The 13566-nt window shown below is 62.7% G+C and carries 20 protein-coding genes; 17 read left to right on the top strand and 3 right to left on the bottom strand.

The annotated features are described in order from the left end of the window. The first annotated feature begins 42 nt into the window (after positions 1-42). From rpsN to IVB05_RS28550, 17 genes are all read left to right on the top strand, one after another. Entirely contained in the window at positions 43-348 is a 306-nt protein-coding gene (rpsN, locus tag IVB05_RS28630) for a 30S ribosomal protein S14 (RefSeq protein ID WP_025588640.1), read from the top strand. A 14-nt stretch (positions 349-362) separates the two neighbouring features. Next, on the top strand, positions 363-761 hold the full coding sequence (gene rpsH, locus IVB05_RS28625) for a 30S ribosomal protein S8 (RefSeq protein ID WP_057834252.1): 399 nt from the start codon (positions 363-365) through the stop codon (positions 759-761). A 16-nt stretch (positions 762-777) separates the two neighbouring features. Next, positions 778-1311, top strand: coding sequence for a 50S ribosomal protein L6 (rplF, locus tag IVB05_RS28620; protein ID WP_247779281.1), 534 nt, complete (start codon positions 778-780; stop codon positions 1309-1311). Positions 1312-1322: 11 nt separating this feature from the next. Then, a complete protein-coding gene (gene rplR / locus IVB05_RS28615) occupies positions 1323-1682 on the top strand; it encodes a 50S ribosomal protein L18 (RefSeq protein WP_214491137.1) in 360 nt (119 codons plus the stop codon). A gap of 62 nt (positions 1683-1744) precedes the next feature. After that, complete coding sequence (gene rpsE, locus IVB05_RS28610) at positions 1745-2320, top strand: 30S ribosomal protein S5 (protein WP_028349043.1); 576 nt, start codon at positions 1745-1747, stop codon at positions 2318-2320. 37 nt (positions 2321-2357) lie between these two features. Next, positions 2358-2552, top strand: coding sequence for a 50S ribosomal protein L30 (gene rpmD / locus IVB05_RS28605; RefSeq protein ID WP_247515610.1), 195 nt, complete (start codon positions 2358-2360; stop codon positions 2550-2552). Between the two features lie 16 nt (positions 2553-2568). Continuing rightward, complete coding sequence (gene rplO / locus IVB05_RS28600) at positions 2569-3057, top strand: 50S ribosomal protein L15 (protein ID WP_108518109.1); 489 nt, start codon at positions 2569-2571, stop codon at positions 3055-3057. A 148-nt stretch (positions 3058-3205) separates the two neighbouring features. Continuing rightward, positions 3206-4537 carry a preprotein translocase subunit SecY gene (gene secY / locus IVB05_RS28595; protein WP_247779280.1) on the top strand — a complete coding sequence of 444 codons (1332 nt, stop codon included), beginning with the start codon at positions 3206-3208 and terminating at the stop codon, positions 4535-4537. Positions 4538-4616: 79 nt separating this feature from the next. After that, entirely contained in the window at positions 4617-5498 is an 882-nt protein-coding gene (locus IVB05_RS28590; protein WP_247779279.1) for an adenylate kinase, read from the top strand. A 185-nt stretch (positions 5499-5683) separates the two neighbouring features. Beyond that, entirely contained in the window at positions 5684-6052 is a 369-nt protein-coding gene (gene rpsM / locus IVB05_RS28585; RefSeq protein ID WP_247515614.1) for a 30S ribosomal protein S13, read from the top strand. A gap of 116 nt (positions 6053-6168) precedes the next feature. Beyond that, on the top strand, positions 6169-6558 hold the full coding sequence (gene rpsK, locus IVB05_RS28580) for a 30S ribosomal protein S11 (protein WP_006021048.1): 390 nt from the start codon (positions 6169-6171) through the stop codon (positions 6556-6558). Positions 6559-6679: 121 nt separating this feature from the next. Then, positions 6680-7720, top strand: coding sequence for a DNA-directed RNA polymerase subunit alpha (locus IVB05_RS28575; protein ID WP_247779278.1), 1041 nt, complete (start codon positions 6680-6682; stop codon positions 7718-7720). A gap of 123 nt (positions 7721-7843) precedes the next feature. After that, positions 7844-8260, top strand: a complete 417-nt coding sequence (gene rplQ / locus IVB05_RS28570) for a 50S ribosomal protein L17 (RefSeq protein WP_247779277.1) — start codon at positions 7844-7846, stop codon at positions 8258-8260. A gap of 131 nt (positions 8261-8391) precedes the next feature. After that, on the top strand, positions 8392-8850 hold the full coding sequence (locus IVB05_RS28565; protein WP_247779276.1) for a hypothetical protein: 459 nt from the start codon (positions 8392-8394) through the stop codon (positions 8848-8850). A gap of 84 nt (positions 8851-8934) precedes the next feature. Further along, positions 8935-9393, top strand: coding sequence for a transcription elongation factor GreA (gene greA / locus IVB05_RS28560; RefSeq protein ID WP_247779275.1), 459 nt, complete (start codon positions 8935-8937; stop codon positions 9391-9393). A 28-nt stretch (positions 9394-9421) separates the two neighbouring features. Beyond that, on the top strand, positions 9422-9721 hold the full coding sequence (locus IVB05_RS28555; RefSeq protein WP_247779274.1) for a DUF1330 domain-containing protein: 300 nt from the start codon (positions 9422-9424) through the stop codon (positions 9719-9721). A gap of 148 nt (positions 9722-9869) precedes the next feature. Next, positions 9870-10214, top strand: a complete 345-nt coding sequence (locus IVB05_RS28550; protein WP_247779273.1) for a DUF1236 domain-containing protein — start codon at positions 9870-9872, stop codon at positions 10212-10214. A gap of 63 nt (positions 10215-10277) precedes the next feature. On the opposite strand, the gene IVB05_RS28545 is transcribed toward IVB05_RS28550, so the two are convergent. From IVB05_RS28545 to IVB05_RS28535, 3 genes are all read right to left on the bottom strand, one after another. Then, a complete protein-coding gene (locus tag IVB05_RS28545) occupies positions 10278-10658 on the bottom strand; it encodes a hypothetical protein (protein WP_247779272.1) in 381 nt (126 codons plus the stop codon). Between the two features lie 337 nt (positions 10659-10995). Beyond that, positions 10996-12489, bottom strand: a complete 1494-nt coding sequence (locus IVB05_RS28540) for an amidase family protein (RefSeq protein WP_247779271.1) — start codon at positions 12487-12489, stop codon at positions 10996-10998. A gap of 7 nt (positions 12490-12496) precedes the next feature. Beyond that, positions 12497-13474 carry a tripartite tricarboxylate transporter substrate binding protein gene (locus tag IVB05_RS28535; protein WP_247779270.1) on the bottom strand — a complete coding sequence of 326 codons (978 nt, stop codon included), beginning with the start codon at positions 13472-13474 and terminating at the stop codon, positions 12497-12499. Between the last annotated feature and the right edge of the window lie 92 nt (positions 13475-13566).

The raw sequence follows: 13566 nt of genomic DNA, 5'->3' as shown, positions 1-13566 counted from the left end.
CGCAGTTAAAGCCTCTCAAACGCGGAAACCCAGGAGCCAAGCATGGCAAAGAAGAGTTCGATCGAGAAGAACAACCGGCGCAAGCGGATGACCAAGAACGCCGCCCCCCAGCGCGCGAAGCTGAAGGCGATCATCGCCGACAAGACCCGCCCGATGGAAGAGCGGTTCGCGGCGACGCTGAAGCTCGCCCAGATGCCGCGCAATTCGTCGGCGACGCGCATCCGCAACCGCTGCGAGCTGACCGGTCGTCCGCGCTCGAACTACCGCAAGAACAAGCTTTCCCGCATCGCGCTGCGTGAACTCGGCTCCAAGGGCCTGGTTCCCGGGCTCGTGAAGTCGAGCTGGTAAGGAGGGTCGTCAAGATGTCAACGCACGATCCGATCTCCGATCTCATCACCCGCATCCGCAACGCGCAGATGCGTTCGAAGTCCAAGGTCTCGACCCCGGGCTCGAAGATGCGCGCCAGCGTGCTCGAAGTGCTGAAGTCCGAGGGTTACATCCGCGGCTACGCCAGCGTCGAACACGCTTCCGGCCGCAGCGAGCTCGAGATCGAGCTGAAGTATTTCGACGGCGAGCCCGTCATTCGCGAGATCGAGCGGGTCTCCAAGCCGGGCCGTCGCGTTTACGCCTCGGTGAAGAACCTGCCGCGGGTGAATAACGGTCTCGGTATTTCGGTGTTGTCGACGCCGAAGGGAATCATGGCTGACCACGCCGCGCGTGACGCGAATGTGGGCGGCGAAATTCTCTTCACGGTGTTCTGAGGAAGGATTTAGAGCCATGTCACGTGTTGGCAAACGGCCCGTTCCGATCCCGTCCGGTGTGACGGCGAGCGTCGAAGGGCAGACCGTCAAGATGAAGGGGCCGAAGGGCCAGCTTCAGTTCGTCGTGCATGACGACGTTGAAGTGAAGTTCGAGGACGGCGCGGTCAAGGTCGCACCGAAGCTTTCGACCAATCGCGCCCAGGCGATGTACGGCACGGCGCGCGCGCAGGTTGCTAACCTGGTCGAGGGCGTCACCAAGGGTTTCGAGAAGAAGCTCGAAATCACCGGCGTCGGTTACCGTGCTGCGCTGCAGGGCAAGAACCTGCAGCTCGCGCTCGGCTACAGCCACGACGTCGTCTACGCGATCCCCGAAGGCATCACCATCGTGGTGCCGAAGCCGACCGAGATCACGATCACGGGCACCGATTCCCAGCGCGTCGGCCAGGTCGCCGCGGAAATCCGCGCCTACCGCCCGCCGGAGCCCTACAAGGGCAAGGGCGTGAAGTACGCCAACGAATTCATCTTCCGCAAGGAAGGCAAGAAGAAGTAACGGAGCCGGTCATGTCACTCAAGGTCACGAATGCCCGGCGCAAGCAGCGCGTGCGCAACTCGCTGCGCCGGTCCGCCAATGGACGCCCGCGTCTGTCGGTGTTCCGTTCGTCGAAACACATCTACGCCCAGGTCATCGACGACCTGAAGGGCGAAACGCTGGCTTCCGCCTCGTCGCTGGAAAAGACCATGCGCGAGGGCGGCAATACGGGCGCCAACATCGATGCGGCCAAGGCCGTCGGCAAACTGCTGGCGGAACGCGCCGTGAAGAACGGCGTCAAGGAAGTGGTGTTCGATCGCGGCAGCTATCTCTATCACGGGCGCGTCAAGGCGCTTGCGGATGCGGCCCGCGAGAGCGGCCTGAGCTTCTAACGAACCGGTTTTGGAAATTTACGAGGACAGGGGCTTTCTTCCCCTAAAGATTGGAAAACACCATGGCAGGTGAACGCGAACGCGGCGGACGCGAACGGAGCAGGGATCGCGAAGAGCGCGACAGCGAGTTCGTCGACAAGCTCGTCCACATCAATCGCGTGGCGAAGGTCGTCAAGGGCGGCAAGCGCTTCGGCTTTGCGGCGCTGGTCGTGATCGGCGACCAGAAGGGCCGGGTCGGTTTCGGCCACGGCAAGGCGCGCGAGGTTCCCGAAGCGATCCGCAAGGCGACCGAGTCGGCCAAGCGCAACCTGACGCGCGTCGCTCTGCGCGAAGGCCGCACGCTGCATCATGACATCGCCGGCCGCCACGGCGCCGGCCGCGTCTACCTGCGCGCCGCTCCGGCCGGTACCGGCATCATCGCCGGCGGCCCGATGCGCGCGGTGTTCGAAACGCTCGGCATCCAGGACGTGGTGGCGAAGTCGATCGGCTCGTCGAATCCCTACAACATGGTTCGCGCCACCTTCGACGCGCTGAAGCATCAGGATTCGCCGCGTTCGGTGGCCGCACGCCGCAACATCAAGGTATCCACGCTGCAGTCGCGCCGCGTCGGCGGCGATGCCGAAGTGGTGGCTGAATAACCGGCGCGATTTTCAAGCGCTCTTTGGAGTTAAGACGATGGCCAAGGCCGCAAAGACGATCAAGGTCGAGCAGACCGGCAGCGCAATCCGCCGCCATCACTCGCAGCGTGCGACGCTGATCGGCCTCAAGCTCAACAAGATCGGTCGTGTCACCGAGCTGCAGGACACGCCTGCGATTCGCGGCATGATCGCCAAGGTTCAACATCTCGTCCGCATCGTCGGCGAGAAGTAAGTAGGGAGACAGGGCGATGAAGCTCAGCGATATCGCCGACAATGCCGGCTCGCGCAAGAAGCGTATGCGCGTCGGCCGTGGCATCGGTTCGGGCAAGGGCAAGACTTCGGGCCGCGGCGGCAAGGGCCAGACCGCGCGTTCGGGCGTGCGCATCAAGGGCTTCGAGGGCGGCCAGATGCCGCTGCATCGCCGCCTGCCGAAGCGCGGCTTCAACAACATCTTCCGGCTCGACTTCGCCGAGATCAATCTCGACCGGCTGCAGGAAGCGATCGACGCCAAGTTGGTCGATGCCAAGGAAACCGTCACCGTCGAATCGCTGGTGAAGGCGGGCGTGATCCGTCGCGCCAAGGACGGCCTGCGGCTGCTCGGCCGCGGCGAACTCAAGGCCAAGCTCGCGATCGAGGTGCATGGCGCCTCGAAATCGGCAGTTGCGGCGGTCGAGAAGGCCGGCGGCACGGTCAAGATCCTGGCCCCGGCCAAGAAGGACGAAGGCGAGGCGGCGTAACATCTGCGTCATCGCCCGTTTTGTCGCGGGCGATCCGCACGTGAGAGCAATGGACTTATCGAAGCCGAGCACCAAATAATGTCCGGCGTCTGCCGACCGCCCCGGGGGAGGGGCGGCGGTTTGAGGGGCGGCGGGAGAAAGCCTGAACATGGTCTCAGCAGCAGAACAACTTGCGGCAAACCTCAATTTCGGCGCTTTGGCGAAAGCCGACGAACTGAAGAAGCGCATCTGGTTCACGCTGGGTGCGCTGCTTGTTTATCGGCTCGGCACCTATATCCCGCTGCCCGGCATCGACCCCGCGATCTGGGAGCAGGTGTTCAAGTCGCAGGCCGGCGGCATTCTCGGCATGTTCAACATGTTCGCCGGCGGCGGCATCAACCGCATGGCGATCTTCGCGCTGAACATCATGCCGTACATCTCGGCATCGATCATCATCCAGCTGCTGACGACAGTATCGCCCAAGCTCGAAGCCTTGAAGAAGGAAGGCGAGGCGGGACGCAAGACGCTGAACCAGTATACCCGCTACCTCACGGTGGTTCTCGCCACGTTCCAGGCCTACGGCATCGCAATCGGACTTCAGGGCGCCGGTAACGTCGTCAGCGACCCCGGGATGTTCTTCCTGATCTCCACCACGGTCACGCTGACCGGCGGCACCATGTTTCTGATGTGGCTCGGCGAGCAGATCACCTCGCGCGGCATCGGCAACGGCATTTCGCTGATCATTCTGGCCGGCATCGTCGCCGAATTGCCTTCGGCGCTGGCCAACATGCTGGAACTGGGACGACAGGGTGCGCTGTCGACCGCCCTGATCCTGGTCGTGATCGTGATGGCGGTCGCCGTGATCGCCTTCATCGTGTTCATGGAGCGCGCGCAGCGCAGGCTTCTGATCCAGTATCCGAAGCGACAGGTCGGCAACAAGATGTTCGAGGGCCAGTCCTCGCATCTGCCGCTCAAGCTCAACACGTCAGGCGTGATCCCGCCGATCTTCGCCTCGTCGCTGTTGCTGCTGCCGGCCACCGTTGCGAATTTCAACGCCGGCAAGGGCCCGGAATGGTTCCAGTGGCTCAACACCCAGCTCAGCCACGGCCGTCCGCTGTTCCTGATTCTCTACCTGAGCCTGATCGTGTTCTTCGCATTCTTCTACACCGCGATCGTGTTCAACCCGACCGAGACCGCCGACAATCTGAAGAAGCATGGCGGCTTCATCCCGGGCATCCGGCCGGGCGAGCGCACTGCCGAATATATCGATTACGTGCTGTCGCGCGTTACCGTGCTCGGCGCGATCTATCTGGCGATCGTCTGCCTGATTCCCGAGATCCTGATTTCCTATGCTTCGGTGCCGTTCTACTTCGGCGGCACCTCGCTCCTGATCGTCGTCAGCGTGACCATGGATACGGTAGCGCAGGTGCAGGGCTATCTCCTGGCCCATCAGTATGAGGGGCTGATCAGGAAATCCAAGCTGAGGGGCCGCCGCCGCTGATCTCGCGGAAACGCTGCGGTCTGAATTTCAATAAGAGGGTGTGCGGCGGTTCGCTCACCAAGCCGGGGGGCGAATAGTCATGAGATTGATCCTTTTGGGTCCGCCGGGCGCGGGTAAGGGGACCCAGGCGCAGCGGCTGGTTCAGAAGTACGGCATCGTCCAGCTCTCGACCGGCGAGATGCTGCGCGCGGCAGTCGCAGCCCAAACGCCGGTGGGCCTGCAGGCCAAGGACATCATGGCCAGTGGCGCGCTGGTGCCGGATGAGATCGTGATCGGGATCATCTCCGACCGTCTCGACCAGCCGGACATGAAGAACGGTTTCATCCTCGACGGCTTTCCGCGCACGGTGCCGCAGGCGGCCGCCCTCGACGAACTCCTGAAGAAGAAGCACATCAAGCTCGACGCCGTGGTCGAATTGCGCGTCAACGAGAGCGCGCTCCTGAACCGCGTCGAGACGCGCGTCGCCGAGATGCAGGCCCGCGGCGAGGAAGTGCGAATCGACGATACCCCGGAGGTGCTGTCGAAGCGGCTGGCCAACTACCGGGCGCAGACCGAGCCCCTGATTCACTATTATTCGGAGCGGCGGAAGCTTCTGACGGTCGACGGAATGATGACCATCGAGCACGTCACCCGCGAGATCAACCGGATCCTGGCCGCGATCGGGGCAGTGGAACCCAGGGCTGCCAGGTCCGCGGCGCCGGCCAGGAAGGCCACAGCGGCCACCAGGAAGACCGCCAGGCCGGCGGGCAAAAAGGTCGCCAAAACCGCTCGGAAGGCTGCCAAATCGGCCCCAAAGGGCAGGAAAGCGGCCTCGAAGGCGGTCGGCAAGGCGAGCAAGAAGGCCGCTTCTCCGGCCAAGGGGCGGGGAGCCGGAAAGGCCAAAAAGGCGGCAAAAAAGACCGCAGGGAAGACTACCGCCAAGGCCTCGAAAAAGGTCACGAAAAAGCGAGCTAAGCGATAGAGGCGGTTGACGAAACCGAGTTGAATCCTTTAATAAGCCCCGCATCCAAGTCGGATAGTTTTTGACGATGCCGGGCCCCGAAGCAGATGAGGGGAAGGGCGTCGTGTTCGCGTTTGCGGAAACCTGCCCGAGATAGCAAGAACTTAAGGCCGGCCCATGAGGGATCGGCGACAGGAGAGAAGTCCGTGGCCCGTATTGCCGGCGTGAATATCCCGACCAACAAGCGCGTCCTGATCGCGCTCCAGTACATTCATGGTATCGGCCAGAAGAACGCGGCCGAGATCGTCGAGAAGGTCAAGATCCCCGTGGATCGTCGCGTCAGCCAGCTGAGCGACCAGGAAGTCCTGCAGATCCGCGAAGTGATCGACCGTGACTACCTCGTCGAAGGCGATCTTCGCCGTGAGACCGGTATCAACATCAAGCGTCTGATGGACCTCGGCTGCTATCGCGGCCTGCGTCATCGCCGCGGCCTGCCGGTGCGCGGCCAGCGCACCCACACCAATGCGCGCACGCGCAAGGGCCCGGCCAAGTCGATCGCCGGCAAGAAGAAGTAATTTTGCGAATAGCGAACAGGGAGCGGCGAATAGAACTATTCGCCGCTCACCATTCGTTTCTTAGGTGTAGCCGCTGGCAGTACGGCGGCGTTTGAGATCACAGGAAGGTTTTAGGAATGGGCAAGGAAGCCACCCGCGTACGCCGTCGCGAACGCAAGAACATCGCCTCGGGCATCGCGCACGTCAATTCGTCGTTCAACAACACGACCATCACCATCACCGATGCGCAGGGCAACACCATTGCCTGGTCCTCGGCCGGCACGATGGGCTTCAAGGGCTCGCGCAAGTCGACCCCCTATGCCGCGCAGGTCGCGGCCGAAGACGTTTCCAAGAAGGCGCAGGAACACGGCATGCGCACGCTGGAAGTGGAAGTTGCCGGTCCGGGTTCGGGCCGTGAATCGGCGCTTCGTGCGCTGCAGGCGGCGGGCTTCACCGTGACGTCGATCCGTGACGTGACGACGATCCCGCACAATGGTTGCCGTCCGCGCAAGCGCCGGCGCGTCTGACGTCTGGTCGCGGGCGCTCGATTCGCGCGTCTCGCGATTGTTTTTGGAATTTTGACTGCCGCGGACTGATCCGCGAATCTCCAACGCCAGTGATTTGAAGCCAAATCGACTGGCCGGTCTATTGACCCGAAGGGGTGACAAAGTGACGATCCAGAAAAATTGGCAAGAACTCATTCGACCGAACAAGCTGCAGATAACGCCGGGCACCGATGCGAACCGGTTTGCCACCGTCGTCGCCGAACCGCTCGAGCGCGGCTTCGGCCAGACGCTCGGTAACGCGCTGCGCCGCATCCTGCTGTCGTCGCTGCAAGGCGCCGCCGTGCAGTCGGTGCACATCGACGGCGTGCTGCACGAGTTCTCCTCGATCGCGGGCGTTCGCGAGGACGTCACCGACATCGTGCTCAACATCAAGGACATCGCGATCAAGATGCAGGGCGAAGGCCCCAAGCGCATGGTCGTGAAGAAGTCGGGCCCGGGCGCCGTCACCGCCGGCGACATCCAGACCGTCGGCGACGTCGTGGTGCTCAATCCCGACCTGCAGATCTGCACGCTGGACGAGGGCGCGGAAATCCGCATGGAGTTCACGGTCGCTTCCGGCAAGGGCTATGTCGCCGCCGAGCGCAACCGGCCTGAGGACGCGCCGATCGGCCTGATCCCGGTCGACAGCCTGTTCTCGCCCGTGCGCAAGGTCTCCTACAAGGTCGAGAACACCCGCGAGGGCCAGATCCTCGACTACGACAAGCTGACCATGACGATTGAGACCAACGGCGCGATCTCGCCGGAGGACGCGGTGGCCTATGCCGCCCGCATCCTGCAGGACCAGCTCAACGTGTTCGTGAACTTCGAAGAGCCGCGCAAGGAAGTGGCGCAGGAGATCATCCCCGATCTCGCCTTCAACCCCGCGTTCCTCAAGAAGGTCGACGAGCTCGAGCTGTCGGTGCGTTCGGCAAACTGCCTGAAGAACGACAACATCGTCTACATCGGCGACCTCGTGCAGAAGTCGGAAGCGGAAATGCTCCGCACCCCGAACTTCGGCCGCAAGTCGCTGAACGAGATCAAGGAAGTGCTGGCCCAGATGGGTCTGCATCTCGGCATGGAAGTGCCGGGCTGGCCGCCGGAGAACATCGACGAACTCGCCAAGCGCTTCGAAGATCACTACTGATCGAACGACAAGTCAGAGCGCGATGATGTTTCATCGCGCTTTTTAACGGGCGAACGCAGGCAGCCCACCTGAGCAACATGTCCGACGAACCGTCGTGACGAAGCCAAATCAAGGAATAGATCAATGCGTCACGGCAAGGTTCATCGTAAGCTCAACCGCACCGCCGAGCATCGCAATGCGATGTTCGCCAACATGTGCGCGGCGCTGATCAAGCACGAGCAGATCGTCACCACGCTCCCGAAGGCAAAGGAATTGCGCCCGATCGTCGAGAAGCTGGTCACCCTCGGCAAGAAGGGCGGGCTCGCCATGCGCCGCCAGGCGATCTCCGAGATGCGCGACAAGGACCAGGTCAGGAAGCTGTTCGACACGCTGGCGCCCCGCTACAAGGACCGCCAGGGCGGCTACACCCGCATCATCAAGGCCGGCTTCCGCTACGGCGACAACGCCCCGATGGCCGTGATCGAGTTCGTCGACCGCGACGTCGACGCCAAGGGCCTGGATTCCGGCCCGGTGCAGGAAAAGTCCGCCGAAGCGGCGTAAGTTTTCCGAAATCGCAAGTTTCAAAAGCGGCGCTTCCAGCGCCGCTTTTTATTTGCGGTTCAAACGCACAGACTCTTCCAAACTGTTTCAATGCGGTGAGACAATCGCAGGGCACCATTGGAGTTCGCCGGATGAGTGCATCGGAATTGCAGGTTGCTTATCAGCCCGACGATGATGGGACTGGTAAGATTGTCGCGACGGTGAAATCAGGTGAATTCTCGGCGCGGGGAGCGGCGTGGGTTAATCCGATCGACGTGAAACAAACCTTCGTCGCCGCCCTCAGATCTTTTCCACTGACAGCGACCACCCCAGCGCTCATCGAGGGTGGCTTCTGGAGCAAGGAGAAGCCGGGAAGCCTAGAGCAATGCCACCTCAGGATTGTTGTTAGACCGTACGACGTCCGTGGAACGCTTCTCGTGCACGTTGACCTTTCCTCGGAGGTCTGGACAACGCCTGATGCTGACCTCCAGAATTTGGCTACTATTCGTTTCACGACTGAGTATGTTGCTGTCGATAGGTTCGCCCAGGAGTTCGAGGCGGTCTTGGACGGCGAGCGAGATGTCGCGGTCTTGACTGGGATCAGCAGCTAAGGACCTGCCGCTCATGCGGTCTCGTCACCATTACGGGCGCGTGGGTTCATAGGAACCGTCGGGGGCCGCAGACGTTCAACATGCATGAGCCGTGCTTTCGTCAAGGAAACCGAGGACGTCGAGGATCTGCCTGACCGGCCGATCTCCGATCTTCCGAATGACGTGACCGCCGAGGGTCTCCGCCGGATCGAGGAAGCATTGGCCGAGGCCCAAGCGGCCCAGGCTGCAGCGCAATCCGCAGGAGATCGGGCGGCCCTGGCCGGCGCCCGCCGCGATGTCCGTTATTGGAGCGCGCGTCGCGCTACGGCGGCGGTGATCCCGGAGCCCGCGGACAATTCGGTCGTGCGGCTCGGCCACACCGTCACCATCGTGCGCGAGGATGACCGCCGGCAGACGTTCCGGATCGTCGGCGAAGACGAGGCCGATCCTGTGCGCGGGACGATCTCGCACGCATCGCCACTGGCGCGCGCGCTGTTCGGCAAGGGTGCCGGCGAAGTCGTCGTCATCGCCGGAGGCGAAGCGGAGATCCTGGAAATCCGGTGATCTGCAAAGCCATCCGGCGAGGTGAGGGATGCCAGCCTATGTCATTTCCGAAGTGGACGACGTGCGCGACCCAGCAGGCTTCGAGGCCTATCGCACCATCGCCGCGAAAACGATCGCGCAGTATGGCGGCCGCTATCTGGTGCGCGGCGGCGCTGCAAGTGTGATCGAAGGCGGCCCGCCGCCGAAGACCATCATCGTCGTCGAATTTCCGACGATGGAACGTTTGCGCGAATGGTACGCCTCGCCGGAATATGCCGAGGCGCTGAACGTGCGGCGGACTGCACTGGATCGGCGGTTGATCTTCGTTGAAGGCATCACGCCCGTTTGAGATGCATCGGAGTGCCGTTCTGAAAGCGTCGCGTCAGGCGATATCGTTGCCCATTCAACGCGTTGCGGTGCTGAATTCTTCTCGGAACAAGAGCGCGAAAAATCTGTTTTTCCTGCAGCCGCACTGATGCGGTTTGAGGAGGAACCAGATGAAGAAGCTATTCATGATTGCGGCGGCAGCGTCGCTGGTTGCGACGATGGCCAACGCTCAGAGCACTACCGTCGAGACGACGACCGGAGCCGCTGGCGCGACAGTCCGGATCGAGCCGGAGTATCGCACCCGCATCAAGAGTTACGTCACCGAGCACAAGATCCGTCCGGTGGAAACACAGGAAAGAATCATCGTCGGCGCCAAGGTACCGACCGAGGTCGAACTCACGGCGGTGCCGTCGGATTGGGGCCCGTCAGTGACCAAGTATCGCTACGTCTACTCGAACAATCGCGTGATGCTGGTTGATCCCGCCACCCGCACGGTGGTGCATGAAATCGACTAAGGTGCTCTCGTGGCGCCAAGCAAAAAGGGCCGCCAGTCGGGCGGCCCTTTTCATTTTGCTGGATTACCAGCGACGATAGTAGCCGCCGTAATACCGCGGACCATAGAATCGCGGACCGCCATAGTAGGCGTACGCCGGGCGGATCACGCGGCGATAGCGGACCACGGGATAAGGATTGCCGTAATAGCCGCCATAGTAGGCTGGCGCGTAACCGCCGTAATATCCGCCGTAATAGCCCGGGTAGCCGCCATAATATCCGTAACCCGGACCATAGGCGTAAGCGCTGGACGCGATGCCGCCGATTATTGCTCCCGCCAAAAGTCCGCCGGCCAGGCCTGGTCCCCATCCCCCTCCGCGCCAGTGGGCCTCCGCCGGCGAAGGTGCCGTTACCGCCGTCAGGCCCAGGACCGCCGCTGCGGCCAAAGCCAAAGGTGCTTTCCTCATGGATCACTCCTTTCCGTAAGACAGTCGCCGAACACATTACATTCGGACGACGTTCGTTCCTTCGCAAAAACAGACAATCGCTAAACACTTTCGAGTGAGATTCGTTGCCTAAGTGTCGGCTCCCAAACGGTTTTGGTGGCGGATTTAATTTTGATGAATGTGCGTTCAGGAGGCCGCTTGGCAGGAAATCTCGGGCGCGCGAGGCGAGGAGAGCTGTTGTTCCGTCCCTGGAACTTGTCCGCTGCACACCACCGCAAAGGACTCGACGCCGGGGCGTCGCTCAGTCCGTTCAATTTGAGGGCTTTGGAATTGGCAATAACCGCTAGGGAACATCGCCTCAGTCGAAATCCAGAAAACCCGGCCGGTCGGACATCGGTGGCTGGCGGCGCAGCCAGGCGAGATCCGGCACGGGACGGGCCGTCTCCGGATTGGCGGCAAGCAGCGCCTCGATCTCGCGGGCAACCGAAAGCGTCGCGACATCGCCGCCGCGCGGGCCGATGATCTGGATGCCGAACGGCAGTCCGACGCCGTCGCGGCCGGCCGGTATCGCCACCACCGGATGTCCGGCATTGGTGACGGCATAGGCCAGCGCCAGCCAGTGGAAATAGCTTTTGGTCGGCGTGCCGTCGATCATGGCCGGGTAGAGCTCCGACCACGGCCGCGGGCTGATCGTGACCGTCGGCGCAATGACAAAATCATGCTCGCCGAAGAATGTCTGCCAGCTCCGATAGAGCGCGGTCTGCAGCGACAGCGCACGCGCCACGTCGAGCGCGGAATAGCCGAGCCCCTCGGCGACATTGTCGCGAATATTGGGGCCCACCTTGTCCGGATATTTCTCGGCGAGTTCACGGTGACGCCCCAGAAATGCGACGGCGCGCAGGATCCGGAACACCTCGTCGGCATGGCTGCAATCCGGATGGGTCCATTCGAGGCTGCGGAACGCCGATCCGAATGTCGCGAGCTTCTTCCGGAACGTCTCGGCGATGGCGCGCTCCGTCGGCGCAAATCCGAAATCGGATGTCGCTGCGATCCGCAAGGTAGCGAGATCGACCCTTGGCGGATTGCGATAGGTCGCACGCTCGGGCGCTCCGCCGGCGTGAAGGATGGCCGACAGCGGATCCCGCGCGTCGCGATCCAGCATGCAGGAAAGCATCAGACAGGCATCCGATACATTTCTCGCCATTGGTCCAAGCTGTGAGATCTGCAGCCAGGCCATGTTGCGGCTGTTGCTCGCGATCAGCCCGGGCGAGGGGCGGAATCCGACGACACCGCAAAACGCGGCGGGGTTCCTGACCGAGCCCCCGGTATCCGACCCGGTCGCCAGCGGCACCATGCCGGTGGCAAGCGCTACCGCCGATCCGCCGGACGAGCCTGCGGCGGAGCGCTCGGGGTCAAAGGGATTGCCGGTGGCGCCATGAAGCGCATTGCGGGTGTTGCCGCCCGCGCCCCATTCGGGGACATTGGTCTTGCCGACGACGATGGCGCCGGAGCGCCTGAGCATCGCGACAACAGCCTCATCCTCGGCCGCGATGTTGTCTGCGAACAGCACGCTGCCAAAACTCGTCGGCAACCCCCTGGCGTCGATCAGGTCCTTGACCCCGAGCGGAAGCCCGTGCAGCGGACCGAGCGCATCTCCGCGCATCACGGCAGCCTCGCTCTCCCGCGCCGTTGCGCGCGCCGTCTCGAACGCGCGCGCAATGACCGCATTGACGGCGGGATCGATCTCCTCGATCCGCCGGATGCAACTGTCCATGAGTTCGACCGGCGAAAGCTTGCGCTCGCCGATCAGCGCCCGGGCCGTTACCGCGGGCAGATCGCACGGCTCGCTCATGTCAGGATTACTCTTCCTTGATCCCGCCCTGCCGAGCCAGTTCCTTCATCTCGGCGGTTTCCTTGGCGATGAAGCCCGGCCAATCCGGATAGCGCTTGAAGCCGGCCTCATACCCGACCTTCTTGAAGCGCTCGATCACCGCAGGGCTTGCGATCGCCTCTTCCAGCACCGAGGTCAGCCGATCGCGAATGGCTGGCGGGACTCCCTTCGGCACGACCACGGTACCCCAGGAGACAAGGTCGATATTAGGATAACCGAGTTCGGCGAGCGTCGGAACGTCGGGAAGGAACTGCGAGCGCTTGGCGGAGAACACCGCCAGCGGGCGAACCGTACCGGCTTCTATCTGCGGCCGGATCGCGATCACGGTGTCGACGTGGTACTCGATGTGCTTGCCCATCAGGTCGTTCATCGCCGGTGCGCTGCCCCTGTAGGGCAGGTGCACCATCTTGATGCCGGCACTCGATTTGAACAGCTCGCCGGCAAAATGCGAAATGGTCGCCACGCCAAAGGAAGCCAGCGATAGCTTGTCTGGATTGGCCTTGGCCGCCGCAACCAGCGCAGCAACGTCCTTGATCGGATTGTCGCGATGGGTGACCAGCACCATCGTTATGGTGCCGGTCTGGGCGATCGGCTCGAAATCCTTCGCGCTGTCATACGGCACGTTCTCCTTCACCGCATTCTGCAAGGTGAAGGTCGAATTCGAGCTGGAGAACAGGGTGTAGCCATCGGGAGCCGCGATGGCGACCTCCTTGGCGGCGATCGTGGTGCCGCCGCCGGGGCGATTGATCACGATGACGGGCTTGCCCAGACGGCTCTCGAGCTCGCCGGCAAGGATGCGCCCGACGACGTCGGAGGCGCCGCCCGCCGGAAAGGGCACGATCAACTGCAGCGGTTTTTCGGGGTAGCTGCCTTGCGCTGTTGCGATCGAGGCACAGCCCACCACACAGGCCGACGCTATCGCGGCCGTCAGAAACATCCGTATCATGTCGAAACAGGTCTCCTGTCTTCCGTGTTCCCCGGCAATTCGCGCCGGGGTTTTCGGCGACAGCCGTCCCGGATCGATGGAACAGCGTCCCT

The organism is Bradyrhizobium sp. 170 (assembly GCF_023101085.1).
In the GTDB taxonomy this organism is placed as follows: Bacteria; Pseudomonadota; Alphaproteobacteria; order Rhizobiales; family Xanthobacteraceae; genus Bradyrhizobium.
Note: the sequence above shows the minus strand (reverse complement) of the source record. Positions and strands in the feature narration are given on the sequence as shown.